The 26,795-nt window shown below is 53.4% G+C and carries 20 protein-coding genes and 5 pseudogenes; 18 read left to right on the top strand and 7 right to left on the bottom strand.

Annotated elements, in window-relative coordinates:
• Positions 1 to 203 precede the first annotated feature (203 nt).
• Positions 204 to 1,634 (bottom strand): amino acid permease, encoded by a 1,431-nt coding sequence (locus SOPEG_RS18885; RefSeq protein ID WP_025246513.1) that lies wholly within the window; start codon positions 1,632 to 1,634, stop codon positions 204 to 206.
• A gap of 1,009 nt (positions 1,635 to 2,643) precedes the next feature.
• Between SOPEG_RS18885 and SOPEG_RS25395 the strand changes: the two are divergent.
• The 3 genes and pseudogenes from SOPEG_RS25395 to istB (SOPEG_RS18865) form a co-directional block, all read left to right on the top strand.
• Positions 2,644 to 3,093, top strand: a pseudogene (locus SOPEG_RS25395) (alcohol dehydrogenase catalytic domain-containing protein); the annotation flags it as partial.
• A 96-nt stretch (positions 3,094 to 3,189) separates the two neighbouring features.
• Positions 3,190 to 4,750, top strand: a pseudogene (gene istA / locus SOPEG_RS25390) (IS21 family transposase).
• An 11-nt stretch (positions 4,751 to 4,761) separates the two neighbouring features.
• Entirely contained in the window at positions 4,762 to 5,511 is a 750-nt protein-coding gene (gene istB / locus SOPEG_RS18865) for an IS21-like element ISSoEn3 family helper ATPase IstB (protein WP_025246510.1), read from the top strand.
• A 121-nt stretch (positions 5,512 to 5,632) separates the two neighbouring features.
• On the opposite strand, the pseudogene SOPEG_RS18860 reads toward istB (SOPEG_RS18865), so the two are convergent.
• The 3 genes and pseudogenes from SOPEG_RS18860 to gntK all read right to left on the bottom strand — a co-directional run.
• Positions 5,633 to 6,064 (bottom strand): annotated as a pseudogene (locus tag SOPEG_RS18860) (dihydroxy-acid dehydratase domain-containing protein); the annotation flags it as partial.
• A 22-nt stretch (positions 6,065 to 6,086) separates the two neighbouring features.
• The gene (locus tag SOPEG_RS18855) at positions 6,087 to 7,295 is read right to left on the bottom strand and encodes an IS256-like element ISSoEn2 family transposase (RefSeq protein ID WP_025246508.1); all 1,209 of its coding nucleotides are present in this window, start codon (positions 7,293 to 7,295) and stop codon (positions 6,087 to 6,089) included.
• Positions 7,296 to 7,743: 448 nt separating this feature from the next.
• The gene (gene gntK / locus SOPEG_RS18850; RefSeq protein WP_025246507.1) at positions 7,744 to 8,274 is read right to left on the bottom strand and encodes a gluconokinase; all 531 of its coding nucleotides are present in this window, start codon (positions 8,272 to 8,274) and stop codon (positions 7,744 to 7,746) included.
• Positions 8,275 to 8,726: 452 nt separating this feature from the next.
• Between gntK and SOPEG_RS18845 the strand changes: the two genes are divergently transcribed.
• The 11 genes and pseudogenes from SOPEG_RS18845 to istB (SOPEG_RS18805) all read left to right on the top strand — a co-directional run bounded on the left by SOPEG_RS18845 (position 8,727) and on the right by istB (SOPEG_RS18805) (position 19,865).
• A complete protein-coding gene (locus tag SOPEG_RS18845) occupies positions 8,727 to 9,650 on the top strand; it encodes an IS5-like element ISSoEn1 family transposase (protein ID WP_025246358.1) in 924 nt (307 codons plus the stop codon).
• Between the two features lie 138 nt (positions 9,651 to 9,788).
• Positions 9,789 to 12,458 (top strand): methionine synthase, encoded by a 2,670-nt coding sequence (gene metH, locus SOPEG_RS18840; RefSeq protein WP_236851557.1) that lies wholly within the window; start codon positions 9,789 to 9,791, stop codon positions 12,456 to 12,458.
• Positions 12,436 to 13,266: a vitamin B12 dependent-methionine synthase activation domain-containing protein gene (locus tag SOPEG_RS29995; protein ID WP_236851556.1), complete on the top strand. Its 831-nt coding sequence runs from the start codon at positions 12,436 to 12,438 to the stop codon at positions 13,264 to 13,266. The genes metH and SOPEG_RS29995 overlap by 23 nt, the downstream gene beginning before the upstream one ends.
• A gap of 69 nt (positions 13,267 to 13,335) precedes the next feature.
• Positions 13,336 to 13,545 carry a hypothetical protein gene (locus tag SOPEG_RS18835; RefSeq protein WP_025246506.1) on the top strand — a complete coding sequence of 70 codons (210 nt, stop codon included), beginning with the start codon at positions 13,336 to 13,338 and terminating at the stop codon, positions 13,543 to 13,545.
• A gap of 187 nt (positions 13,546 to 13,732) precedes the next feature.
• The gene (locus SOPEG_RS18830; RefSeq protein ID WP_025246505.1) at positions 13,733 to 14,617 is read left to right on the top strand and encodes an aminotransferase class III-fold pyridoxal phosphate-dependent enzyme; all 885 of its coding nucleotides are present in this window, start codon (positions 13,733 to 13,735) and stop codon (positions 14,615 to 14,617) included.
• Positions 14,618 to 14,677: 60 nt separating this feature from the next.
• Positions 14,678 to 15,601: an IS5-like element ISSoEn1 family transposase gene (locus SOPEG_RS18825; protein WP_025246504.1), complete on the top strand. Its 924-nt coding sequence runs from the start codon at positions 14,678 to 14,680 to the stop codon at positions 15,599 to 15,601.
• 2 nt (positions 15,602 to 15,603) lie between these two features.
• Positions 15,604 to 16,200 (top strand): aminotransferase class III-fold pyridoxal phosphate-dependent enzyme, encoded by a 597-nt coding sequence (locus SOPEG_RS18820; RefSeq protein WP_081743064.1) that lies wholly within the window; start codon positions 15,604 to 15,606, stop codon positions 16,198 to 16,200.
• A gap of 1 nt (position 16,201) precedes the next feature.
• The gene (locus SOPEG_RS18815) at positions 16,202 to 17,188 is read left to right on the top strand and encodes an alcohol dehydrogenase catalytic domain-containing protein (RefSeq protein ID WP_025246502.1); all 987 of its coding nucleotides are present in this window, start codon (positions 16,202 to 16,204) and stop codon (positions 17,186 to 17,188) included.
• A gap of 43 nt (positions 17,189 to 17,231) precedes the next feature.
• Positions 17,232 to 17,357, top strand: coding sequence for a hypothetical protein (locus SOPEG_RS30400; RefSeq protein WP_257720073.1), 126 nt, complete (start codon positions 17,232 to 17,234; stop codon positions 17,355 to 17,357).
• A 190-nt stretch (positions 17,358 to 17,547) separates the two neighbouring features.
• On the top strand, positions 17,548 to 19,104 hold the full coding sequence (gene istA / locus SOPEG_RS18810; RefSeq protein ID WP_038469058.1) for an IS21 family transposase: 1,557 nt from the start codon (positions 17,548 to 17,550) through the stop codon (positions 19,102 to 19,104).
• 11 nt (positions 19,105 to 19,115) lie between these two features.
• Positions 19,116 to 19,865, top strand: a pseudogene (gene istB, locus SOPEG_RS18805) (IS21-like element ISSoEn3 family helper ATPase IstB).
• Positions 19,866 to 20,130: 265 nt separating this feature from the next.
• Here istB (SOPEG_RS18805) and SOPEG_RS18800 read toward each other — a convergent pair.
• Positions 20,131 to 21,342 (bottom strand): IS256 family transposase, encoded by a 1,212-nt coding sequence (locus SOPEG_RS18800; RefSeq protein ID WP_025246500.1) that lies wholly within the window; start codon positions 21,340 to 21,342, stop codon positions 20,131 to 20,133.
• A 273-nt stretch (positions 21,343 to 21,615) separates the two neighbouring features.
• Between SOPEG_RS18800 and SOPEG_RS29990 the strand changes: the two genes are divergently transcribed.
• Together SOPEG_RS29990 and SOPEG_RS18790 are read left to right on the top strand one after the other, a co-directional pair.
• The gene (locus SOPEG_RS29990; protein ID WP_236851555.1) at positions 21,616 to 21,879 is read left to right on the top strand and encodes a putative phage tail protein; all 264 of its coding nucleotides are present in this window, start codon (positions 21,616 to 21,618) and stop codon (positions 21,877 to 21,879) included.
• Positions 21,876 to 22,673, top strand: coding sequence for a hypothetical protein (locus tag SOPEG_RS18790; protein WP_025246499.1), 798 nt, complete (start codon positions 21,876 to 21,878; stop codon positions 22,671 to 22,673). Before SOPEG_RS29990 ends, SOPEG_RS18790 begins: the two co-directional genes overlap by 4 nt.
• On the opposite strand, the pseudogene SOPEG_RS18785 reads toward SOPEG_RS18790, so the two are convergent.
• Positions 22,666 to 23,591: pseudogene (locus tag SOPEG_RS18785) on the bottom strand (IS5-like element ISSoEn1 family transposase). The gene SOPEG_RS18790 and the pseudogene SOPEG_RS18785 overlap by 8 nt on opposite strands.
• A gap of 64 nt (positions 23,592 to 23,655) precedes the next feature.
• A complete protein-coding gene (locus SOPEG_RS18780; protein ID WP_158382476.1) occupies positions 23,656 to 24,657 on the bottom strand; it encodes an SGNH hydrolase domain-containing protein in 1,002 nt (333 codons plus the stop codon).
• 26 nt (positions 24,658 to 24,683) lie between these two features.
• Here SOPEG_RS18780 and SOPEG_RS18775 point away from each other — a divergent pair, with 26 nt between their 5' ends.
• A complete protein-coding gene (locus SOPEG_RS18775) occupies positions 24,684 to 25,619 on the top strand; it encodes an IS5-like element ISSoEn1 family transposase (RefSeq protein ID WP_025246497.1) in 936 nt (311 codons plus the stop codon).
• A gap of 297 nt (positions 25,620 to 25,916) precedes the next feature.
• Positions 25,917 to 26,768, top strand: coding sequence for an IS5 family transposase (locus SOPEG_RS18770; protein ID WP_025246496.1), 852 nt, complete (start codon positions 25,917 to 25,919; stop codon positions 26,766 to 26,768).
• The last annotated feature ends 27 nt before the right edge of the window (positions 26,769 to 26,795 follow it).

The following is a 26,795-nucleotide window of genomic DNA, read 5'->3' as shown; positions in this document are numbered from 1 at the left end:
CCTTGCCGACGCTAGCAATTCCATCTTGTTGTTACCGCCACATCGTCATAACTTTAATGTGCCGGCGCCGCAACATGACCCGTAGCGTAGCGATGTCGCATCTTCCCTCTCGCCACTGCACGCGCATTATGCTTCGCCCTCCTCTTCGACCGCATTAACGCGGCGACGGGGTGTTGCTTTATCGGCAGCGTGCGCGCCCTTCCTTATAGCCGGGTGGCCTCAATATCCATCTCCCGCGCCGGCGTCAGCCTGGTAACGCTTGCGACGTTGCGATGGCGGGTAACCATCAGGCTGAGCAAAAAGACAATCAGCGCCACGGCACCCGTCATCAACGCTTCATAACGGTAGAGGGGCGCGCAAGCCATGTAACCCAGCACGGTGGCGATAATGCCGATGCACAGCCAGTTAAGCCAGGGGAACAACCACATTTTGAACTGGGGCGGCTGCCCTTGCCGCTCCAAGATGCCGCGCATCCGCAGTTGCGATATTGCGATCACCAAATACACCAGCAGCGCTACCGCGCCAGTGCTGGAGAGCAGAAAGCCGAACACTTTACCGGGAAACAGATAATTGGCCAGGCAACCCAAAAACCCGGCCAAGGTAGAGGCCAGCACCGCAATGCGCGGCGTGCCATGGCGAGAAACCCGCTTACCCGCCGCAGGTGCATCTCCCCGACAGGCCAGCGCATAAAACATGCGCGAAGCGGTATAGAGAGCGGAGTTCATACAGCTACTTACCGCTATCAGCACCACAAAATCCATAATCCGTTTGGCGCCAGGAATGTTGAGCACCGAGAGAACATATTGAAAGGTTCCCTGACGGGGAAGCTGCGGATCGTCCCAATTAACCAGGCAGACCACGAGAAAAATCGACAGAAGATAAAACAGCGCGATCCGGTAAATAATCAGGTTGGTAGACCTGCGGATTTGCTTTGCCGGCTCCTGTGATTCCGCCGCGGCAATACTCAAAATCTCCGCGCCAAAGAAAGAGAATATCGTCACCAAAACCCCGCCCAACACCGCCTCTGGGCCGTTGGGAAGAAAACCCCCGTGACTGAACAGCCTCGCCGCGCCACTGATGTCGGCCAACGGCCAAAACCCTATCACCGCCAGCGTGCCGATGACGATAAACGCGATGATAGCCAGCACTTTGACCAGCGAAAGCCAGAACTCGAATTCGCCAAAATGCCTAACGTGGCAAAGGTTGGTCAAGGTCAATAACATCATAATGCCTACCGCGTAGGCCCAAGGCGGCACCGAGGGAAACCAGGCATGCAATATATCCGCTCCGGCAATGGCTTCAACGGGGATCACCAATACCCAAAACCACCAGTAAAGCCAGCCGATGGTAAAACCCGCCCAGGGGCCAATCGTGCGGGCCGCATAAGTGGAAAATGAACCGGAGTCCGGTTGAGCGACGGCCATCTCGCCAAGCATACGCATCACCAATAACACCAATAGACCCGCAATAGCATAGGAGATAAGGATTGCAGGGCCGGTAACGGCAATAGCGTTAGCGGAGCCGATAAATAACCCGGCGCCGATAATACCGGCAATTGAAATCATGGTGACCTGACGGTTGGAAAGCCCGCCCCCTAGCGAGGGTGAAGCTTCCGATGCTTTTAGGTTTTTCATACGTCATCCCGCTAAATTAGCATTTGAAAAGGTTTTTCTCGACGAAGCGCCGATCGTGCCCGAGATAAGCCTTTACCTTCGTCATTTCTGCGAAAGGTTAATGTCTCCCTTACGTCAACAACTGCCTCTTCATGAGGAATTTGGCAGCATGACGTTAACTCTCGGTTAACCTCTATGACATATCATTTTCTTCTTGTTCACGACCAGCGCATATACGCTGAAATAGCGATTAATATTGCATTTTTAGTCATTGATCACATCCCGCGCGTGCGGCGGTCACAGGTTTAGCTCAAAAAAAGTGAGCATCTTCATATACTTTCCCCGCAGCGGCGCGCGGCCCTTTTTCGGCAATCACCACGGGAGACGTTTTTCCGATGACCGTTTGCTGCACTATTGTTAAAAAAGCAACGGACGAAAGCGTTCGCTTTGAAGCCGAGCGAAAGCCGCCTAGGTTGCAAATTTGGCTTATCAACGCCACCGGTAGCCAAGGGCGCCCCTCTTTTGCCGCACAGGGTGAAACACCCTCCGCCGTAACGGCCTCGCCTCCCCCCGTCTGCAGCGGGCGAAATAGCCCAGACAGGCAGCGCCTTAGGCGTTTCGCTACGTAGCCTTACCTTGCCACCGCCCGCCGTCGGGGTCGATGGGGTAAAGGACTGACTCGCCCCGGCGGCGATAATGCGCTAAGCCGACCAGAAACGGTGACGCGCCCGGACTTCAGCCTTGTTGAATACATAAGTAATTTGTTATCAAATTAATAATTAATTATTGAATTAGATGGGTTTTTTCTTTCCTGGCGTTAACGAGGGACAATCATGCTAGGCATGCTGTCTTCGGTTCCTCCCGCTTCTGCGGCATCACCCCGAGCCGGTTCGCCCGGCGATACCTTTTCAGCCCAAAGAGGGCAGATGATCTTCCCGGCACACCAGTCGCTCGGGCGAGATAACCCAGCATTGCCTACGCAACCCTTTCTTTTCACATGTGTTTATGCCAAAAGGAGTTACTCATGATGATGAAAGCCGCGGTCGCGAAAACCTTTGGCAAACCCCTGGAGATAGAACAGGTGCCAGTTCCTGACGTTGGCCCCGGTCAGGTGCTGGTGAAAATCGCCGCAACGGGCGTTTGTCACACCGACCTGCATGCCGTAGAAGGAGATTGGCCCGTCAAGCCTGTTCCTCCATTCATTCCAGGCCATGAGGATGTCGGACAGATCGTCAAAATTGGAGCGGGTGTCACCCATCTAAAGGAAGGCGATCGCGTCGGCGTTCCCTGGCTTTATTCGGCGTGCGGACATTGCGACTACTGCCTGGACGGGTGGGAAACCCTTTGCCCCCGACAGTAGAATTAGGGTTATTCTGTTAACGGCTGTTTTGCTGAATATTGCCTGGCTGACGCCGATTATGTCGGCATTCTCCCGGATAATGTTGATTATCATGCTATTGCACCCATTCTCTGCGCCGGCTGCTGGTTCCGGTTACATCCGATCACTGATTCCGATTCTGTCCGATCGCTCATCTTCTGTTCCGCCATACTCTGGAGACTTTTAGCTTCCGGGGGCATGGCACGTAAAAAGAAGAAAGCGAGAACGGAAATGTGCATCTATATTAATGTGTTACGTATGAAATTCGAGCAGCGTCGCTCGAATCGCACTATCGCAGCAGCGCTCGGCATAGGCTGTACTACCGTGCACGATATCCTCGGCCGATTCACGGTAGCTAACCTGGTCTGGCCATTGCCGGCGGAACTGTCCCCCGTCGACCTCGACCGCCTGCTCTATCCCGGCAAATCCGGAAAAGTTATCAATACTTTACCCAGCTGGCTTGATATCGATACCGAGTTAAGCCGCAAGGGCATGACCAAGCAGCTGCTCTGGATGGAATATCAGTCCGCCGTGGGCGGTGATGCCCTCGGTTACTCACAGTTTTGTGCACTGTTCCGTGACTGGAAAAAGAAGCAGCGGCGTTCCATGCGCATGGAGCACAAGGCTGGCGAAAAGCTCTTCATCGACTTCTGTGGCCCCACCGTACCTATCGTCAACCCTGCGACCGGTAGCGTACGCCAGGTCGCTATCTTCGTCGCTGCCATGGGCGTGTCAGGCTATGCGTATATCGAAGCCTACGAAGGCCAGGACATGGCATCGTGGCTCAACGCCAATAGCCGCTGCCTGCACTTCATGGGTGGGGTTCCGGAGCTGATGATACCTGATAATCTGCGCAGCGCTGTCAGCACCCCTGACCGCTATGAGCCGGTCATAAACCAGAGCTACCAGGCGCTGGCAAATCACTATGAGACAGTGGTGCTACCGGCGCGCCCGAGAAAACCGAAAGACAAGGCGAAGGCAGAATCAACTGTGCAGCTGGTAGAACGCTGGGTTTTGGCCCGGTTGCGTAAACGTAGGTTCTACTCGCTGGCCGAACTCAACCAGGTGATACGAGAACTCAATCATAAGTTGAATCTGCGCCCGATGCGTCATTACGGCGGACAAAGTCGCCTTGAACGCTTCGAGCAGCTGGACAAACCGGCTCTTGGGCCTCTACCGCCCACACAATGGGAATACAGTTAGTATCTCGTTGCCCGAGTGGGACCTGATTATCACATAGACTACGGCAAAAACTGGTACTCGGTGCCGCATCCGCTGGTTGGCGAGCGCGTTGACGTCATCGCCACCCAACGGCTGGTGCAAATCCACCATAAGGGCGTCTGCGTGGCTACGCACCCTCGCAGCGATAACGCCTATAGGCACACGACTCAGGCGGCGCACATGCCGGCTAACCATAAGGGGCAGAGTCAGTGGACGCCGGAAAGGCTGTGCAGTTGGGCGCTATCGGTGGGTGTGTGCACACTGAAAGTGGTCGAGTCCATCCAAAAGAGCAAAGCCCATCCGGAGCAGGCTTACCGCTCCGTGCTGGGGCTACTCAATCTGCAACAATCTGCAACGGCGCTATAAGACGACGCGACTGGAGAAGGCCTGCGCGCTGGCGTTGGAAAAAGGGTGCATTAACCGCTCTTTCATAGCCAACGTATTGAAACACGGTCGTGAAAGTGAGGTCACCCAGAACGGAGCCGGCGTATCAATGCTGGTTCACGAAAACCTCCGAGGTCCGGACAGTTATCACTAAGGAGAATAAATATGGATACACTGTTAATGGCTCTGCGAGAGCTGAAGTTGTCGGCAATGGTCCAGGCGTTGGAGACGCAACGTGAACTCCCGGGGAGTTATGGGGAGCTGGGGTTCGAGGAGCGGTTGTCGCTGATGGTAGAAGCGAAAAATTTACATAGAAAAAACAACCATATATGCCGTATGCGACGGCAATCGCAAATGCGCTTGCAGGCAAAACCGGAAGATATCCGTTATATCCCTAGCCGAGGAGTGACACCGGAACAGATGCGAGATCTGCTAGGGGGACAATATCTGAAATATCAGAAAAGCATACTCATCACGGGGCCGACAGGTACGGGCAAAACCTGGCTCAGTTGTGCGCTTGGTGAGCAGGCATGCCGGCAGCAATATAGCGTGCGTTACTGGCGAGTGGGTCGGTTGCTGGCCCATCTTCACCAGTGTCAGGTAGACAGGACCTATCTAAAACAGCTTAAGCAGTTAGAAAAAATAGAGTTACTGATCTTGGACGACGTGGGCCTAGAATCAATAAGTCCGATGCAGGCAACGATGCTGTTGGAGGTGATGGAAGATCGCTACGACAAAAGCAGCAGCATCCTGATCAGTCAACTGCCGGTGAAAAAATGGTATGGACTGATAGAAAACCCCACGACAGCTGACGCGTTACTCGATCGGTTAGTACACCCCAGCTATAGACTGGAACTTAAAGGCGAATCACTACGCAAAGAGCAAGGAGTAGCCAGCACAGGAAAAATAGACTAAACTCGAGTCAGAAGATGAGCGAACACGTGATCGAATATCACTGGAATGGATGATCGGAAAATATCGGAATAACTGATCGGATGTCGCCGGAACAGCTGATCGGATACGTCGGAATCTGCAACAGGCCAATGGCCGCCGACATGGCGATGATTTCGCGGCTCATCAACGATAGCTCCATACCATCCTGGCCCTGAGTAACGCCATCGCACATAGCCGGCACGCCTGCGGCCACCTGGCCTACCGCGCCAACGCTCTGCAACGCTTGTTTGATTCGCTGCGGGTAATGCTCGTATGGCTGATGGGCGGAAAGCATATCGTTGTAGGCGTTGATGATGGCGATATCGCTGTGGGTCAGGCTTTTCAGCGCGGCCTTATCGCCAGGCTGGCAGGCGGCGAAGCCGTGCGCTAGATTACCGCAGGCCAGCTGCGCGCGATGGACGGTCTGGCTGCGCGCGGCCTCAATGCGGGTCAAGTAGGCATCGCGGCTGACGCATGAGCGGTCGATAATGCGTTGGGTTACGCGTGCAGAGTGGCGTTCATAGACCCTGTACACGATTCTGTGTAAATGCCTTTTCTCAGAAGTGACCGTCCAGGCGGTCACCGAACTCGATAATAAAGCGGCTCGTTGCCATGCGCCAGTCCCTCAAAGGCATTGTCCATTTCTGTGAGGCCGCCTGTATCGTCAGCCACACCACCTTTTTCACTGCGTCGTCGGTCGGGAACACCTTGCGCTTTTTGATGGCATGCCGGATCACGCTGTTTAACGACTCGATGGCGTTGGTCGTGTAGATCACCTTGCGGATGTCCGTTGGGTAGGCAAAGAACGTGGCCAGATTGGCCCAGTTTGCCTGCCAGCTTCGACTTATTTGCGGGTAGCGGATGTCCCAGGCACTGGAGAACGCTTCCAGCGCCTGCAAGCCGGCTTCTTCCGTAGGGGCCTGATAGATAGCTTTCAGGTCGCGGGTGACGGCCTTGTAGTCCTTCCAGGAGACGAACCGCAGGCTGTTGCGCACCATATGTACGATACACAGCTGGAGCCGCGCCTCCGGATACACCGCGTTAATAGCGTCAGGGAAACCTTTCAGCCCGTCTACGCAGGCGATAAGGATATCGTTCAGGCCGCGGTTTTTCAGCTCTGTCAGCACGTTCAGCCAGAACTTTGCGCCTTCATTTTCGGCCAGCCACATACCTAGCAACTCTTTCTGGCCTTCGATGTTGATGCCCAGCGCCAGGAACACAGATTTGTTGATGATGCGGCTGTCCTGCCGGACTTTTAGAACGATACAGTCAAGATAAACAATGGAATAGACTGCATCCAGAGGCCGGTTTTGCCATTCGACAACCTGCTCCATGACCGCATCGGTGACCTTTGAGACCAGCGCCGGCGAGACATCGGCATCATACAGCTCTTTGAACACGGCGGCGATCTCGCGGGTGGTCATCCCTTTGGCGTACAACGATAAAATCTGGTTATCCATCCCGGTAATCCGGGTCTGGTTCTTCTTCACCAGTTGCGGTTCAAAGGAACCGTCACGATCGCGCGGAGTACGCAGCGCCAGCGGGCCATCGCCAGTGGTAACGGTTTTTGTGGAATAGCCGTTGCGGGCGTTGGTCCCCGGTTTAGGCTGATTTTTATCGTAGCCGAGGTGATGGGTCATTTCGGCATTGAGAGCTGCTTCGACGCTAATTTTTTTCAGCAGCCGATCGAAGTGACTGAGATCTTCAGGGGTTTTGAGATTTTTGGCCAGTTCGTTAGCCAGAGCCTGCAACTGTTTTTCGTCCATAAATTAACCTGTTTTTGATGTTGGATTGAACATATCAAAATCAGGCAAATACACAAATTTCTAAACAGGCTCCGTTCATACATTCCTCATTTAATACCGCGTCATCCCCTTTGTCCCTGAAACTGGCTGAGAAGGTCAAATGACAATATGGTAGTACCGTTTGTTATTATTAACCGCGCCTCCCATGGCGAAGGCCTCATGTCGGGACGCGGGTGATATTCCTTTAAACGATTCAGTTGAAGCAGGGTCGCTTTACCCGCGTGCGGGACGCTGCTGCGCGGCGATCACCGCGTTTATCTTTAACGGTAATCTGCATTCGGTTTGGCACCCGAATGGAATAGAGCCCACCTCCGTGATGGACTTTGCAACAACCAACATGAGGGCTGGCGTTCCTTATATGCGCGCCGCCGCGGTTGGCCACGCGCCTTAACACAACCCCGACGGCGGCTTAACCAGCGGTAGCGGTGCGGATCCAGGCCACGGTATCGGCAACGACGCCTTCCAGCGGCTGATCGACATTGATAGTGTGCACGTCCGGTTCGTCGCTCCCCGGCTCTTCCAATGTCTCAAATTGTGTTATCAGCATCTGCTGTTTAAAGAAGTGTCCTTTCCGGGCCTTCATGCGCGCTTCAATCACGTCAAAGCTGCCCTGCATATAAATGAACGACAGATTGGGATTCCCCTTACGTAATCGGTCACGATAGTGCTTTTTCAGCGATGAACAGACAATAATGGAAATAGCGTTGGTCCGCTGCATCGCGAAAGCAGCGTCATTGATGGCGCTCAGCCACGGGGCGCGGTCATCGTCATTCAGCGCATGGCCAGCGGACATTTTTTCAATGTTGGCGCGCGGATGGAGGAAATCTCCGTCAAGAAAAGCAGCGGACAGCTCACGGGACAGGGCGGTAGCCACAACGGATTTGCCGCTGCCCGACACGCCCATCAGGACGAAAATATGATTTTGAGTTTGGGTAGTCATGGACGTAGCTCCGTGAACAATAATATGTAACACAATGATGTTACCGGGAACATTGTGCGCGCTTTTCATGAGGTTACAACCTTTATGGCGTAATAAATGTTTAACTGTGATCAACATCAAATATTTAAGCCTCATTAAAACATTATGTCCCGCCCCCTTAACAAAACGTTAAACAACGCCGCCGCGGAAGGAAAAAAGTCTTGTTAGGCGACAACTGGGTTCAATACCAACCTGTGCTAGGATGTTGCTCTGTTTCAGGCGGAATGACGCTTACATGGCGGCAAATGAGATCATCGTGACGAATCGGACAAACGAACTGGGCGCGACGGATAATGGTGCTGGATGGCGGCATGGGCACCATGATTCAGAGTTATCAAGGCTTTGTTGAATAAATCGAACTTTTAGGTGACTGGCGGCTCTGATCACTACATTCGTTTCAACATCAGGTCCCCATGGCAAAGCAAAAGTTTAAAATCACCAACTGGCCCGCATATAACAATGCGCTCAGGCAGCGGGGGGACCTGACAGTATGGCTTGATGAGTCAGCCATTGCTGCATGGACTGAGAGTACACCACCTGAACATCGTGGCCGGCCGCTTCACTACACCGATATGGCCATTACCACGGTTCTGATGATAAAGCGCGTGTTTAACCTTTCGCTCCGGGCGTTACAGGGTTTCGTTGACTCGATTTTTAAACTGATGGGGCTGTCGCTGCGCTGCCCAGATTACTCTCTGGTCAGCCGGCGAGCAAAAACCGTCGACATCAGCATAAAAACGCCAACCCGCGGCGAAATCTCACACCTGGTCATCGATGGCACCGGCCTGAAAGTCTTCGGCGAAGGCGAATGGAAAGTCAGGCAGCATGGGGCTGAGAGACGCAGAGTATGGCGCAAGCTTCATCTGGCAGTAGATAGCGTGACACATGAAATTATCTGTGCCGATTTATCGCTAAGCGGTACGACAGATGCGCAGGCGCTGCCCGGGCTGATTAACCAAACCCACCGGAAAATCAGGGAAGCGTCGGCTGACAGTGCTTACGATACGCGTTACTGTCATGATGCTCTGCTGAGGAAAAAAATAAAGCCGCTTATCCCACCGCGAAGTGGTGCACAATATTGGCCAGCTCGATACCATGAGCGTAACCATGCGGTGGCAAATCAGCATCTGAGGGGCAATAACGATACCTGGAAAAAGAAAGTAGGTTATCACCGGCGTTCACTGGCTGAAACGGCCATGTTCCGGTTTAAAACACTTCTGGGTGGTCATCTGAGTCTGCATGACTATGACGCGCAGGTAGGTGAGGCAATGGCAATGGTTAAAGCACTTAACCGGATCACACTGTTAGGAATGCCAAACAGCGTCCGCATCATGTAACAATCGCCCTGATAGGGAGGAAGTCGTCACAAATTTCGGATTTATTCAACAAAGCGAGTTATCAACTGCAAGAAGCGGCTTATCGCGGGCAACGTTTCGCGGACTGGCCGTGCGATGTGAAAGGCAATCAATGATCTGATGGTGCTGGGTAAGCCTGATGTCGTCAGCGCCATCCATGATGTATATCTCGCCGCCGGCGCCGATATTCTTGAAACCAATACCTTTAACGCCACCACTATCGCGATGGCTGATTATCAGATGGCGTCGCTGGCCAGCGAAATTAACTTCGCCGCCGCCCGTCTGGCGCGAGAGCGCGCAGACGCCTGGAGCGCGCGTACCCCGGAAAAGCCGCGATATGTCGCGGGCGTATTAGGCCCAACCAACCGCACGGCTTCGATATCGCCGGATGTGAACGATCCCGCCTACCGTAATATCGACTTTGATCAGTTAGTAAATGCTTACAGTCAGAGTGGCCGAGCGCTGATCGAAGGCGGCGTCGATCTGATTATGGTGGAAACCATCTTCGACACCCTTAACGCCAAGGCGGCCGTATTTGCGCTGGAAATGGAATTTGAGGCGCTGGGGATCACCCTGCCGGTGATGATTTCGGGCACCATTACCGATGCCTCCGGGCGTACGCTTTCCGGGCAGACCACCGAAGCGTTTTACAACTCGCTGCGTCACGCGCGGCCGCTGTCGTTCGGTCTAAACTGCGCGTTGGGCCCTGATGAATTGCGCCAATATGTGGCGGAACTGTCGCGCATCGCCGATTGCTACGTCAGCGCCCACCCCAATGCTGGCCTGCCCAATGCGTTCGGCGAATATGACCTGGGCGCGCAGGTGATGGCGCGCCATATTGGTGAATGGGCCCACGCCGGCTTACTGAATATCGTCGTCGGCTGCTGCGGCACGACGCCGGCGCATATCCCCGCCTTGGTCCACGCCGTGGAGGGGGTGGCGCCGCGCCCGCTGCCAGTCGCCTGCCGGCTGGCGGGGCTGGAGCCGCTGAATATTACGGCGGCGTCACTGTTCGTTAACGTCGGCGAGCGTACCAATGTCACCGGCTCGGCGCGTTTCAAGCGCTTGATCAAAGAAGAGAAATACAACGAGGCGCTGGCGGTGGCGCGCCAGCAGGTGGAGAGTGGTGCGCAGATCATCGACATCAATATGGATGAGGGCATGCTGGACGCCGAGGCGGCCATGGTGCGCTTTTTCCATCTGATTGCCGGCGAGCCGGATATCGCCCGCGTGCCGATCATGATCGACTCCTCCAAATGGCAGGTGATCGAGCAGGGGCTGAAATGTATTCAGGGTAAGGGCATCGTTAACTCCATTTCGATGAAGGAGGGAGAGGCGGCGTTCCTCCAGCACGCGCGCCTGGTACGGCGCTATGGCGCCGCTTTGGTGGTAATGGCGTTTGACGAACAGGGCCAGGCCGATACTCGGGCACGTAAAATCGAGATCTGCCGCCGCGCCTACCGGCTTTTGACCGAGACGCTGGATTTTCCGCCGGAAGATATCATTTTTGATCCGAATATTTTCGCCGTCGCCACCGGTATCGAAGAACATAATAACTACGCTCAGGATTTTATTGGCGCCTGCGCGGATATTAAAGTGGAACTACCCCATGCGCTCATTTCCGGCGGTGTTTCCAATGTTTCATTCTCGTTTCGCGGCAACGAGCCGGTACGTGAAGCGATTCATGCAGTGTTTCTTTATCATGCTATTCGCAACGGCCTCGATATGGGCATTGTCAACGCCGGCCAATTAGCGATCTATGACGATTTGCCGCAAGAGCTGCGCGAGCGGGTGGAAGAGGTGGTGCTGAATCGGCGCGTAGACGGAACCGAACGGTTGCTGGCGCTGGCCGAGACGTATCGCGACAGCAAGGGTGACGGCGAGGCGCCGGCGCAGCAGGCGGAGTGGCGCGGATGGGCGGTGACTAAACGCCTGGAATATGCCCTGGTTAAAGGCATTACCGACTTCATTGAGCAGGATACCGAAGAGGCGCGGCAGCAGGCGGCACGCCCTATCGAAGTGATCGAAGGGCCGTTAATGGCCGGCATGAACGTGGTGGGAGACCTGTTTGGCGCCGGCAAAATGTTTTTGCCGCAGGTGGTGAAATCGGCCCGGGTGATGAAACAGGCGGTGGCCTATTTGGAGCCTTATATCCAAGCCGGGAAGACCGAATTGAAAGCCGCCGGCAAAATTCTGCTGGCGACCGTGAAGGGCGATGTACACGATATCGGCAAGAATATCGTCGGCGTGGTGTTAGCCTGCAACAACTATGACATTATCGATCTCGGCGTCATGGTTCCGATGGATAAAATTCTCAAGACCGCGCGCGAAAAGCAAGTAGATATCATAGGGTTATCGGGATTGATTACCCCGTCGCTGAATGAAATGGTCAACGTTGCCAAAGAAATGGAACGTCAGGGGTTTACGCTGCCGCTGTTGATCGGCGGCGCGACCACCTCCAAAGCCCATACGGCGGGCCGACGATTTACGTGCAGAACGCCTCACGCAGCGTCGGTGTGGTCGCGGCGCTGCTGTCTGAGATCTTGCGGGAAGGGTTGGTGGAGCGCACCCGCCGCGAATATGAAACGGTACGTCTTCAGCACGGACGTAAAAAATCGCGCACCCCGCCGGTCAGCCTCGAAGCGGCGCGGGATAATGCGCTGGCGCTGGACTGGCAGAGCTACACGCCGCCGGTGGTGCATCGTGCAGGCGGTCAGCGCGACCGTCGGCACGCTGCGCAATTATATTGACTGGACGCCGTTCTTTTATGACCTGGTCGCTGGCGAGTAAATATCCGCGTATCCTGCAAGATGAGGTGGTGGGCGAAGAGGCCCGGCGGCTGTTTGCGGACGCCAATGCCATGCTGGACAAGCTGGATGAAGGCGGATTATTGCGGCCGCGCGGCGTGGTGGGGCTGTTTCCCGCCAACCGGGAGGGCGATGATATCGTCATTTATCGCGATGAAAGCCGGCGCGAGCGGCTGGCCGTCGCCCATCATCTACGCCAGCAGACCGAAAAAAGCGATTTCGCCAACTATTGTCTGGCGGATTTCGTGGCGCCGAAAGCCAGCGGCAAAGCAGACTATTTGGGCGCGTTCGCCGTCACCGGCGGTCTGGAAGAGGATAGCCTGGCGGCGGAGTTTGATGCCCGGCATGATGATTACAACAAGATTATGGTCAAAGCGCTGGCCGACCGGCTGGCGGAGGCGTTTGCCGAATATCTTCATGAGCGGGTGCGTAAGGTGTACTGGGGCTATGCCGCTAATGAAAATTTGGGCAATGAGGCGTTGATACGCGAAAGTTACCAAGGTATCCGGCCGGCGCCAGGCTATCCCGCCTGCCCTGACCATACCGAAAAGCAAACTCTGTGGTCATTATTGGAGGTAACGCGCCACACCGGCATGCAACTGACGGAATCGTTCGCCATGTGGCCGGGGGCGTCGGTAGCGGGGTGGTATTTTAGCCATCCTGACAGCAAATACTTTGCCGTGGCGCAGATCCAGCGCGACCAGGTAGAGGATTATGCGATACGCAAAGGGCTGGCGCTGGAAGAAATAGAACGCTGGCTGGGGCAGAATCTGGGCTACGACGTCGAATAACCGCCCGTTTCACGCCCGCCGCCGCAAGTCTGGGCGTCCGCCTCGGCGGGCTCTGTCATGGGCCCTTCAATGGCGCCCAACCCATCGGTGCTGCCGCCGCTGCCTTTGCTGCCCCCGGCGATTGCCGGCCCCCAAGGACGGGAAGTCAGGCAATCCTGTCGTGAACGCTATCCGTTAACAGAGGCAATATCTCATGTCGCGACAAAAACCAATATTCTCTTCGCCTTTGTCATCAGCTATCCCATAATAATATTCATCGTTATTTATATTAAAAACTAATATTCAGCTAAGTAATTTTTGAAAATAATATATTGCTGTTGTCTTTAATTTCCTGCCGCATAAAGTTGATCTTGGTCAAGGAGCTAAATCCATTAATTCACGCAAAATTAGCCATGCAATCTGCTTTTTTAAGCGTAAATCACACAAATGGCAGTTTTCGGATTTAAATTCATGATGAGGATGAGTCATGACGAACTGTAGCGTTCCCCAACTGAGTGAGCAGGAGCTAAAAAATAGCGCATTGTATCGACTGGATGATAAATATATGTCCTGGGGCGACACGGTGCATTATCAATCGCGACCCATTATCGCCGACAGTTGTCTGGGCGATCGTGTGGTTGATATTCACGGTAACATTTATTTGGATAGCCAAATGTGGCATTCCAGCTGCAATTTCGGCTACCGCAACCGTGAAATTGAACAAGCCGTGGATCGCCAACTGCACAAGCTGCCGCAAGTTAGCGGGGATTATCTGCATGAGGAAAAGATACTGCTGGCGGAGGAAATCTGCGAAGCGATTTATCAACGCACCGGGCTACGCGGCCGGGTGGGGTTTAACGTCGGCGGCACGCTGGTGGTAGAAGATGCGTCGAAAATCGTACGTAAGAATACCGGGCGCAACCGGGTGGCGACCCTGATGGGTGGCCATCACGGCCGCTCTTTAACGGTGTCCGGTATGTCCAGCAGTCACCGTTATCGTCAGTACTGTGGCGAATTCGCCGATCGGGCGATAATGTTTCCTTACGCCAATTGTGGGCAATGCTATTATGACAAACAGCCCGGCGAATGCGGCAGTTATTGCGGCAAAATGATTTCGCGAGCGATGGAAAATGATTTTTATGGTATTGCCAGCGAAAATAGTAATGAAATAGGCGCTTTCTTTCTTGAGCTTTGCCAGGGGCGGGGTTATACGGTGCCGCCAAAAGACTTTTTTCGCCAGTTTGTGCCGGAAATGCAAAAACGCGGGATATTAATCGTTGATGATGAAATACAGGTGGGTATGTTCCGAACAGGAAAATTATTTGCCTTTGAGCATTACGATATTGTGCCGGATATCGGCTTTGTTGAATAAATCGAACTTTTAGGTGACTGGCGGCTCTGATCACTACATTCGTTTCAACATCAGGTCCCCATGGCAAAGCAAAAGTTTAAAATCACCAACTGGCCCGCATACAACAATGCGCTCAGGCAGCGGGGGGACATGACAGTATGGCTTGATGAGTCAGCCATTGCTGCATGGACTGAGAGTACACCACCTGAACATCGTGGCCGGCCGCTTCACTACACCGATATGGCCATTACCACGGTTCTGATGATAAAGCGCGTGTTTAACCTTTCGCTCCGGGCGTTACAGGGTTTCGTTGACGCGATTTTTAAACTGATGGGGCTGTCGCTGCGCTGCCCAGATTACTCTCTGGTCAGCCGGCGAGCAAAAACCGTCGACATCAGCATAAAAACGCCAACCCGCGGCGAAATCTCACACTTGGTCATCGATGGCTCCGGCCTGAAAATCTTCGGCGAAGGCGAATGGAAAGTCAGGCAGCATGGGGCTGAGAGGCGCAGAGTATGGCGCAAGCTTCATCTGGCAGTAGATAGCGCGACACATGAAATTATCTGTGCCGATTTATCGCTAAGCGGTACGACAGATGCGCAGGCACTGCCCGGGCTGATTAACCAAACCCACCGGAAAATCAGGGAAGCGTCGGCTGACAGTGCTTACGATACGCGTTACTGTCATGATGCTCTGCTGAGGAAAAAAATAAAGCCGCTTATCCCACCGCGAAGTGGTGCGCAATATTGGCCAGCTCGATACCATGAGCGTAACCATGCGGTGGCAAATCAGCATCTGAGCGGCAATAACGATACCTGGAAAAAGAAAGTAGGTTATCACCGGCGTTCACTGGCTGAAACGGCCATGTTCCGGTTTAAAACACTTCTGGGTGGTCATCTGAGTCTGCATGACTATGACGCGCAGGTAGGTGAGGCTATGGCAATGGTCAAAGCGCTTAACCGGATCACGCTGTTAGGAATGCCAAACAGCGTCCGCATCATGTAACAATCGCCCTGATAGGGAGGAAGTCGTCACAAATTTCGGATTTATTCAACAAAGAGCCGGATATCATCACGCTGGGTAAATCGCTGACTAACGGCCTCAGCCCGCTCAGTGCGGTCTGGGCTCGGGAAGAATTAGTGAGTCGCGATATCTTTACTCCGGGCCACGCCCACAGTAATTTTGCCAATCACTCCTTAGGCACCGCCGCCGCGCTGCAAACCTGGCGCTATATGATCGCTCAGGATTATGAGCCGCTACTGTCGCAAAAATCGGCCTATTTCATGGGCGGACTGCGGCGTTTAAAACAGCGTTATCCCTTCATTGGGCTAATCGAGGGGCTAGGGATGCTGTTTAGCGTTACCTTCACCACGCCGGACGGTTTGCCCTGGCGTAATGCGGGTAAGCAGGCGGTCACGCTGGCGCAGGATAATGATTACGTCTACCAGGGAGAAACGCTGCGTCTGATCCTTAATAGCGGCGGCTGCCATTGCGAAAAAATCAAATTGGCCCCCTGGCTGGATATGGGTTACGAAGAAATGGAGCGCATGCTGACCATTCTCGATCAGGTCTTCGCCGCCCTGGCCGACGCGGAGGAGGTTTGATATGGCCGCGGTCGTCAAGCTTGGCCCGGGTAAGTTGTGTTATCTGGAGAAATTGATCCCGCAACACCACGAGTGGCAACAATGGGAAGTTTGCTACTGCGGCATCTGTAAGACCGATCGCGCCCTGGCCTGGTCCGATCAGAGCGAGGGCCGAGTGCTCGGCCATGAAGTCGTTTGCCGCGGAACCGACGGGCGGTATCGGGTGCTGAATAACGAGATCCCCTGCGGTGAGTGTGAGTACTGCCAGGAAGATTGGGTAAGCCATTGTCTCCATAAACAAGAGCTGGGCATTACCCACCACGGCGGCTTCGCCACCCATATCTGCGCGCCGGACAGCAGTTTGCATACTTTGTCGCTGAGCGATCCCCGTCTGGGGGTGCTGGTGGAACCGCTGGCGTGCGTCATGCACGGCCTCAGCCGATTAACCCATGCTGCGGCATTACAACACACCAGCGCGCCACTCGTGTTGATCGTCGGGTCAGGGGTGGCGGCCAAAATGTTCGGCCATCTGTTGCTGCACCGCTGGACGCAAGCGCATCTGGCGCTATGCGATATCCATGACGACGCGATGGCCTGGGCGCAAAGTTATCCCATCGTCTGCCAGCAAACCCCTCAGGACCGGCATTACCACATGGTGATTGAGTGCTCCGGTAGCCGGGACGGGATGCTGACGGCGCTGGCGGCGGTACGCGACGCCGGCGTGGTGATGATTTATGGCGTATCGCAGGCCGGGGAAACGTTACCGGTGAGTGCGCGTGAGATGTTCGAGCGTGAATTGACGTTGATGGCGTCCATGTCGGGCTGTACGCAATCCATTTTTTTGCAGGCGCTGAGTTATGTCGAGCAGCATCAGGCTTTTTTCGCCACGTTGCTGGGCAAAAAAACCGACCTGCGTCAGTTGCCTTATGAACTTTTATATAACCCGCCGTTGCCCGGCACGCGAAGCTGGGTCGTGATGTCACCCGGCAGGACGGGCAGCGGCGATTAATCCCGAGGGACGATTCTCGGGTCTTTTAAGGCAAGGGGGAGGTATGGATAAACATGAAAAAAGACACTTTGTTATGACGCTGGTGGCGGCGTTTGTTTCAACTCATCGCTATATGCAGCGCAACTATCTGCCGGCCAAGGCGGTGAAAAAAACATCACCGCCGCCGTGACGACGATCGGCAGAACGGCAAGTGCTGGTTCCGGTCACATCCGATCACTGATTCCGATTTCACCCGATCACTAATTCTGATTTCATCCGATCACTGATTCCGGTCGCCCGATCAGCGATTCCGATTCTGTCCGATCGCTCATCTTCTGTTCCGCCATACTCTGGAGACTTTTAGCTTCCGGGGGCATGGCATGGCACGTAAAAAGAAGAAAGCGATAACGGAAATGTGCATCTATATTAATGTCTTACGTATGAAATTCGAGCAGCGTCGCTCGAATCGCACTATCGCAGCAGCGCTCGGCATAGGCTGTACTACCGTGCACGATATCCTCGGCCGATTCACGATATCTAACCTGGTCTGGCCATTGCCGGCGGAACTGTCCCCCGTCGACCTCGACCGCCTGCTCTATCCCGGCAAATCCGGAAAAGTTATCAATACCTTACCCAGCTGGCTTGATATCGATACCGAGTTAAGCCGCAAGGGCATGACCAAGCAGCTGCTCTGGATGGAATATCAGTCCGCCGTGGGCGGTGATGCCCTCGGTTACTCACAGTTTTGTGCACTGTCCCGTGACTGGAAAAAGAAGCAGCGGCGTTCCATGCGCATGGAGCACAAGGCTGGCGAAAAGCTCTTCATCGACTTCTGTGGCCCCACCGTACCTATCGTCAACCCTGCGACCGGTAGCGTACGCCAGGTCGCTATCTTCGTCGCTGCCATGGGCGTGTCAGGCTATGCGTATATCGAAGCCTGCGAAGGCCAGGACATGGCATCGTGGCTCAACGCCAATAGCCGCTGCCTGCACTTCATGGGTGGGGGTGGGGTTCCGGAGCTGATGATACCTGATAATCTGCGCCGCGCTGTCAGCACCCCTGACCGCTATGAGCCGGTCATAAACCAGAGCTACCAGGCGCTGGCAAATCACTATGAGACAGTGGTGCTACCGGCGCGCCCGAGAAAACCGAAAGACAAGGCGAAGGCAGAATCAACTGTGCAGCTGGTAGAACGCTGGGTTTTGGCCCGGTTGCGTAAACGTAGGTTCTACTCGCTGGCCGAACTCAACCAGGTGATACGAGAACTCAATCATGAGTTGAATCTGCGCCCGATGCGTCATTACGGCGGACAAAGTCGCCTTGAACGCTTCGAGCAGCTGGACAAACCGGCTCTTGGGCCTCTACCGCCCACACAATGGGAATACAGTGAGTATCTCGTTGCCCGAGTGGGACCTGATTACCACATAGACTACGGCAAAAACTGGTACTCGATGCCGCATCCGCTGGTTGGTGAGCGCGTTGACGTCATCGCCACCCAACGGCTGGTGCAAATCCACCATAAGGGCGTCTGCGTGGCTACGCACCCTCGCAGCGATAATGCCTATAGGCACACGACTCAGGCGGCGCACATGCCGGCTAACCATAAGGGGCAGAGTCAGTGGACGCCGGAAAGGCTGTGCAGTTGGGCGCTGTCGGTGGGTGGGTGCACACTGAAAGTGGTCGAGTCCATCCAAAAGAGCAAAGCCCATCCGGAGCAGGCTTACCGCTCCGTGCTGGGGCTACTCAATCTGCAACGGCGCTATGAGACGACGCGACTGGAGAAGGCCTGCGCGCTGGCGTTGGAGAAAGGGTGCATTAACCGCTCTTTCATAGCCAACGTATTGAAACACGGTCGTGAAAGTGAGGTCACCCAGGACGGAGCCGGCGTATCAATGCTGGTTCACGAAAACCTCCGAGGTCCGGACAGTTATCACTAAGGAGAATAAATATGGATACACTGTTAATGGCTCTGCGAGAGCTGAAGTTGTTGGCAATGGTCCAGGAGTTGGAGACGCAACGCGAACTCCCGGGGAGTTATGGGGAGCTAGGGTTCGAGGAGCGGTTGTCGCTGATGGTAGAAGCGGAAAATTTGCATAGAAAAAACAACCACATATGCCGTATGCGACGGCAATCGCAAATACGCTTGCAGGCAAAACCGGAAGATATCCGTTATATCCCTAGCCGAGGAGTGACACCGTAACAGATACGAAATCTGCTAGGGGGACAATATCTGAAATATCAGAAAAGCATACTCATCACGGGGCCGACAGGTACGGGCAAAACCTGGCTCAGTTGTGCGCTTGGTGAGCAGGCATGCCGGCAGCAATATAGCGTGCGTTACTGGCGAGTGGGTCGGTTGCTGGCCCATCTTCACCAGTGTCAGGTAGACGGGACCTATCTAAAACAGCTTAAGCAGTTAGAAAAAATAGAGTTACTGATCTTGGACGACGTGGGCCTAGAATCAATAAGTCCGATGCAGGCAACGATGCTGTTGGAGATGATGGAGGATCGCTACGACAAAAGCAGCAGCATCCTGATCAGTCAACTGCCGGTGAAAAAATGGTATGGACTGATAGAAAACCCCACGACAGCTGACGCGTTACTCGATCGGTTAGTACACCCCAGCTATAGATTGGAACTTAAAGGCGAATCACTACGCAAAGAGCAAGGAGTAGCCAGCACAGGAAAAATAGACTAAACTCGAGTCAGAAGATGAGCGAACACGTGATCGAATATCACTGGAATGGGTGATCGGAAAATATCGGAATAACTGATCGGATGTCGCCGGAACAGCTGATCGGATACATCGGAATCTGCACCCCCCAGCACCAATGTGGTGCCGGTGGTGAACAAACAGACCGTGCAGTGGATACGCGCAGGCACTATCACCGTGGAGACAATGCCATGAACGGCCGCGATTACGCACAGCGACCCTGTACACGATTCTGTGTAAATGCCTTTTCTCAGAAGTGACCGTCCAGGCGGTCACCGAACTCGATAATAAAGCGGCTCATTGCCATGCGCCAGTCCCTCAAAGACATTGTCCATTTCTGTGAGGCCGCCTGTATCGCCAGCCACACCACCTTTTTCACTGCGTCGTCGGTCGGGAACACCTTGCGCTTTTTGATGGCATGCCGGATCACGCTGTTTAACGACTCGATGGCGTTGGTCGTGTAGATCATCTTGCGGATGTCCGTTGGGTAGGCAAAGAACGTGGCCAGATTGGCCCAGTTTGCCTGCCAGCTTCGACTTATTTGCGGGTAGTAGCGGATGTCCCAGGCACTGGAGAACGCTTCCAGCTCCTGCAAGCCGGCTTCTTCCGTAGGGGCCTGATAGATAGCTTTCAGGTCGCGGATGACGGCCTTGTAGTCCTTCCAGGAGACGAACCGCAGGCTGTTGCGCACCATATGTACGATACACAGCTGGAGCCGCGCCTCCGGATACACCGCGTTAATAGCGTCAGGGAAACCTTTCAGCCCGTCTACGCAGGCGATAAGGATATCGTTCAGGCCGCGGTTTTTCAGCTCTGTCAGCACGTTCAGCCAGAACTTTGCGCCTTCATTTTCGGCCAGCCACATACCTAGCAACTCTTTCTGGCCTTCGATGTTGATGCCCAGCGCCAGGAACACAGATTTGTTGATGATGCGGCTGTCCTGCCGGACTTTTAGAACGATACAGTCAAGATAAACAATGGGATAGATTGCATCCAGAGGCCGGTTTTGCCATTCGACAACCTGCTCCATGACCGCATCGGTGACCTTTGAGACCAGCGCCGGCGAGACATCGGCGTCATACAGCTCTTTGAACGCGGCGGCGATCTCGCGGGTGGTCATCCCTTTGGCGTACAACGATAAAATCTGGTTATCTATCCCGGTAATCCGGGTCTGGTTCTTCTTCACCAGTTGCGGTTCAAAGGAACCGTCACGATCGCGCGGAGTACGCAGCGCCAGCGGGCCATCGCCAGTGGTAACGGTTTTTGTGGAATAGCCGTTGCGGGCGTTGGTCCCCGGTTTAGGCTGATTTTTATCGTAGCCGAGGTGATGGGTCATTTCGGCATTGAGAGCTGCTTCGGCGCTAATTTTTTTCAGCAGCCGATCGAAGTGACTGAGATCTTCAGGGGTTTTGAGATTTTTGGCCAGTTCGTTAGCCAGAGCCTGCAACTGTTTTTCGTCCATAAATTAACCTGTTTTTGATGTTGGATTGAACATATCAAAATCAGGCAAATACACAAATTTCTAAACAGGCTCCGCACAGCTGCTCAGTGCGCTGCTGCCACCGAAAAGCTATGCACTGACCGGTGAGCGCCTGACGGCTGAACTGCAGGCTGAGGGGAAGAGCCTGGCACAGCTGGAAATCCGCGCAGGCGAAGTGGCCTACGGTATCACCCCCTTCCTCGCCATGGGGCTACTGGCCGACTGCGAATGTTAAGTCTTTCCCCCGACAGCGGCATGACGCTACAGCAGCGTCGTCAGCAGGTGCTGGCGCGAATCAACGCCACCGGCGGTCTGAGCCGCAAATATTTTATCACTCTCGCCAAATCGCTGGGCTACCGCATCACCATCGACGAGCCGGAGCCGTTCCGCGCCGGCAGCTCGCTGGCCGGGGAAAAGCTGCTGACCTTCGGGCAGAACCTGATTGAAGGGCTGTTTAAGGACCTGAAACCCGCGCACACCCAGGTGGTGTTTAACTACCGGGAGAAAACGCGCCCATGAAGGACATTATCGCGCCGATTAACAGCGATGACGGGCTGTTTCATGACGGCGACCCGGCCGGCGACGTCAGGGGCACCGTGCTTTACGCCCAGTGGCTAAACGCCATGCAGGGTGCGGTCATCGATACCCAGACCGAGCATAAGCACATTCTGGCGGCCGCCGGGATGCAACCCAATCCGGCGCAGAACAACCAGCTGGCCGAGGCCATCCAGGGGCTGATTGCGCAAGCCCGGCAGGAGAATGAAAAACGCAGCCTGCTCAAGAAAAATAACGGCTCGGATATCCCGGATAAAGCGGCGTTCGTGGCCCATCTGGGGCTAAAAAATACCGTTGAACAGGCACAGAACGCGCTGGATAAACGTACCGGTGGCACGGTTAACGGCCGTCTGCAGATCACTCATTCGGTTAATGTCGGCGACAGCGATTCAGGGCTGATTGCTAATGGCAAAGGCAGCGTCGCGTTGTACGCCAACAATGTCAAAACCGGCGAGTGGAATACAGAGCGCCTGCATTGGGTAAAAAACCTTGAAGTCGGCGGTAATCTCACGGCGAGCGGTGGGGCAACGTTTGGTAAAGCCGTCTCCCTATTCGGTGGTGGCCATCTCACGGATATTCTGCATTTTTATGGCCGTGGGCAAAATGGCAACGAGAAACGTTCAGGTGAATGCCGGTATTACCCTTATCCTGGGCAACCTATGAGCACCGAATTTTACGGTGTCGATGTGGTGGGCGCTTTGTTGAATAAATCCGAAATTTGTGACGACTTCCTCCCTATCAGGGCGATTGTTACATGATGCGGACGCTGTTTGGCATTCCTAACAGCGTGATCCGGTTAAGCGCTTTGACCATTGCCATAGAGCCTCACCTACCTGCGCGTCATAGTCATGCAGACTCAGATGACCACCCAGAAGTGTTTTAAACTGGAACATGGCCGTTTCAGCCAGTGAACGCCGGTGATAACCTACTTTCTTTTTCCAGGTATCGTTATTGCCGCTCAGATGCTGATTTGCCACCGCATGGTTACGCTCATGGTATCGAGCTGGCCAATATTGCGCACCACTTCGCGGTGGGATAAGCGGCTTTATTTTTTTCCTCAGCAGAGCATCATGACAGTAACGCGTATCGTAAGCACTGTCAGCCGACGCTTCCCTGATTTTCCGGTGGGTTTGGTTAATCAGCCCGGGCAGCGCCTGCGCATCTGTCGTACCGCTTAGCGATAAATCGGCACAGATAATTTCATGTGTCGCGCTATCTACTGCCAGATGAAGCTTGCGCCATACTCTGCGCCTTTCAGCCCCATGCTGCCTGACTTTCCATTCGCCTTCGCCGAAGATTTTCAGGCCGGTGCCATCGATGACCAGGTGTGAGATTTCGCCGCGGGTTGGCGTTTTTATGCTGATGTCGACGGTTTTTGCTCGCCGGCTGACCAGAGAGTAATCTGGGCAGCGCAGCGACAGCCCCATCAGTTTAAAAATCGCGTCAACGAAACCCTGTAACGCCCGGAGCGAAAGGTTAAACACGCGCTTTATCATCAGAACCGTGGTAATGGCCATATCGGTGTAGTGAAGCGGCCGGCCACGATGTTCAGGTGGTGTACTCTCAGTTCATGCAGCAATGGCTGACTCATCAAGCCATACTGTCATGTCCCCCCGCTGCCTGAGCGCATTGTTGTATGCGGGCCAGTTGGTGATTTTAAACTTTTGCTTTGCCATGGGGACCTGATGTTGAAACGAATGTAGTGATCAGAGCCGCCAGTCACCTAAAAGTTCGATTTATTTAACAAAGCCCAAAAATAAAAGAAGCGTGATCTGTAAGATGCCAGTAATCACGGTAAATAGGGATCCCATCAATTTCTGTTACACAGTTTTTCCCCGAGCATTGTACGCGCTTCGGGTCAATAATAATAAGGGAAGGATATTCAGTTTTTAATTGCTTAAAAAGCTGATTGAACCAGTCACTACCATCACCATTCCATACACCACGTTCACAAGATGCGTCTTTATTGTGTGCTCTTAATTTGACGTTTTGATAAAAGCATGGTACGTATTCTTTGGGTGCAATATAGATTGTTTTTATAATAACGGGCTTTGCGCCTGATTTAATTATGATACCCATCGCCTTTCTCATCGCGACTTCAATGCGTTGTCTGGGCAACGCCTCTGAACGCGCATCCCCGAGTTTATTTATGATATTGTCACTTGTATAATGGTTCCAGACTTCACCAATGATGACATAATCAAATTTCTCTTTTTGTATCTTGTCATAATAGCGGGCCACATTGTCATGGCAATCTTTATAAACACTGTTTTTGTAGCGCCCCCAATCAAACTGAGAAATACCGGGTAACACTAAACACGTCGATGTGCCCTGTACCATCACAGAGACATGCGCATCCTTAGCCAATAAATCTATAAAATTCCAAAAATGATTAGAATGTGAGTCTCCGATCAGTAGTGCCTTTTTGAGGGCGTCTGTATCACCAATGATACAATCGTTATTTTTTCCGTCCTCATTATCGTTCAAACATGACTCTCTATAGGGCGACTCATATTTGTCCAGCGTAGATGTTATACGCAAATAATCTGCACCAAAGCGCCCACTGAACCCATTGTATCGTTCGGTCAATGAGTATAGTGCTACAAAAATAATTATTGGTATTAACACGAGGATTGAAAAAGATGTTGGCAAAGAGTTGCTTTTTTTTCTACATGGTTTTTCAATAAAAAAATGGCTTTGTTGAATAAATCGAACTTTTAGGTGACTGGCGGCTCTGATCACTACATTCGTTTCAACATCAGGTCCCCATGGCAAAGCAAAAGTTTAAAATCACCAACTGGCCCGCATACAACAATTCGCTCAGGCAGCGGGGGGACATGACAGTATGGCTTGATGAGTCAGCCATTGCTGCATGGACTGAGAGTACACCCCCTGAACATCGTGGCCGGCCGCTTCACTACACCGATATGGCCATTACCACGGTTCTGATGATAAAGCGCGTGTTTAACCTTTCGCTCCGGGCGTTACAGGGTTTCGTTGACGCGATTTTTAAACTGATGGGGCTGTCGCTGCGCTGCCCAGATTACTCTCTGGTCAGCCGGCGAGCAAAAACCGTCGACATCAGCATAAAAACGCCAACCCGCGGCGAAATCTCACACCTGGTCATCGATGGCACCGGCCTGAAAATCTTCGGCGAAGGCGAATGGAAAGTCAGGCAGCATGGGGCTGAGAGGCGCAGAGTATGGCGCAAGCTTCATCTGGCAGTAGATAGCGCGACACATGAAATTATCTGTGCCGATTTATCGCTAAGCGGTACGACAGATGCGCAGGCGCTGCCCGGGCTGATTAACCAAACCCACCGGAAAATCAGGGAAGCGTCGGCTGACAGTGCTTACGATACGCGTTACTGTCATGATGCTCTGCTGAGGAAAAAAATAAAGCCGCTTATCCCACCGCGAAGTGGTGCGCAATATTGGCCAGCTCGATACCATGAGCGTAACCATGCGGTGGCAAATCAGCATCTGAGCGGCAATAACGATACCTGGAAAAAGAAAGTAGGTTATCACCGGCGTTCACTGGCTGAAACGGCCATGTTCCGGTTTAAAACACTTCTGGGTGGTCATCTGAGTCTGCATGACTATGACGCGCAGGTAGGTGAGGCTATGGCAATGGTCAAAGCGCTTAATCGGATCACGTTGTTAGGAATGCCAAACAGCGTCCGCATCATGTACCAATCGCCCTGATAGGGAGGAAGTCGTCACAAATTTCGGATTTATTCAACAAAGCGTAAAAAAATAAGAAATACAGGAGAGCAGTAAAGTTAGTGTATAACATGTAATAGTAAAAACAAGGTTTTCTTTGAACCCCAGGTAACGTCCCACGACAAAAATAGGCCAGTGCCAAAGGTATAATGAGTAAGAAAGCCTTCCTAGGATGACTAATGGTGGTAGAGACAGTAGACGCGAGGCTTTGTTGAATAAATCGAACTTTTAGGTGACTGGCGGCTCTGATCACTACATTCGTTTCAACATCAGGTCCCCATGGCAAAGCAAAAGTTTAAAATCACCAACTGGCCCGCATACAACAATGCGCTCAGGCAGCGGGGGGACATGACAGTATGGCATGATGAGTCAGCCATTGCTGCATGGACTGAGAGTACACCACCTGAACATCGTGGCCGGCCGCTTCACTACACCGATATGGCCATTACCACGGTTCTGATGATAAAGCGCGTGTTTAACCTTTCGCTCCGGGCGTTACAGGGTTTCGTTGACGCGATTTTTAAACTGATGGGGCTGTCCCGCGGCGAAATCTCACACCTGGTCATCGATGGCACCGGCCTGAAAATCTTCGGCGAAGGCGAATGGAAAGTCAAGCAGCATGGGGCTGAGAGGCGCAGAGTATGGCGCAAGCTTCATCTGGCAGTAGATAGCGCGACACATGAAATTATCTGTGCCGATTTATCGCTAAGCGGTACGACAGATGCGCAGGCGCTGCCCGGGCTGATTAACCAAACCCACCGGAAAATCAGGGAAGCGTCGGCTGACAGTGCTTACGATACGCGTTACTGTCATGATGCTCTGCTGAGGAAAAAAATAAAGCCGCTTATCCCACCGCGAAGTGGTGCGCAATATTGGCCAGCTCGATACCATGAGCGTAACCATGCGGTGGCAAATCAGCATCTGAGCGGCAATAACGATACCTGGAAAAAGAAAGTAGGTTATCACCGGCGTTCACTGGCTGAAACGGCCATGTTCCGGTTTAAAACACTTCTGGGTGGTCATCTGAGTCTGCATGACTATGACGCGCAGGTAGGTGAGGCTATGGCAATGGTCAAAGCGCTTAACCGGATCACGCTGTTAGGAATGCCAAACAGCGTCCGCATCATGTAACAATCGCCCTGATAGGGAGGAAGTCGT

Source organism: Candidatus Sodalis pierantonius str. SOPE (assembly GCF_000517405.1).
Classification (GTDB): domain Bacteria; phylum Pseudomonadota; class Gammaproteobacteria; order Enterobacterales; family Enterobacteriaceae; genus Sodalis_C; species Sodalis_C pierantonii.
Note: the sequence above shows the minus strand (reverse complement) of the source record. Positions and strands in the feature narration are given on the sequence as shown.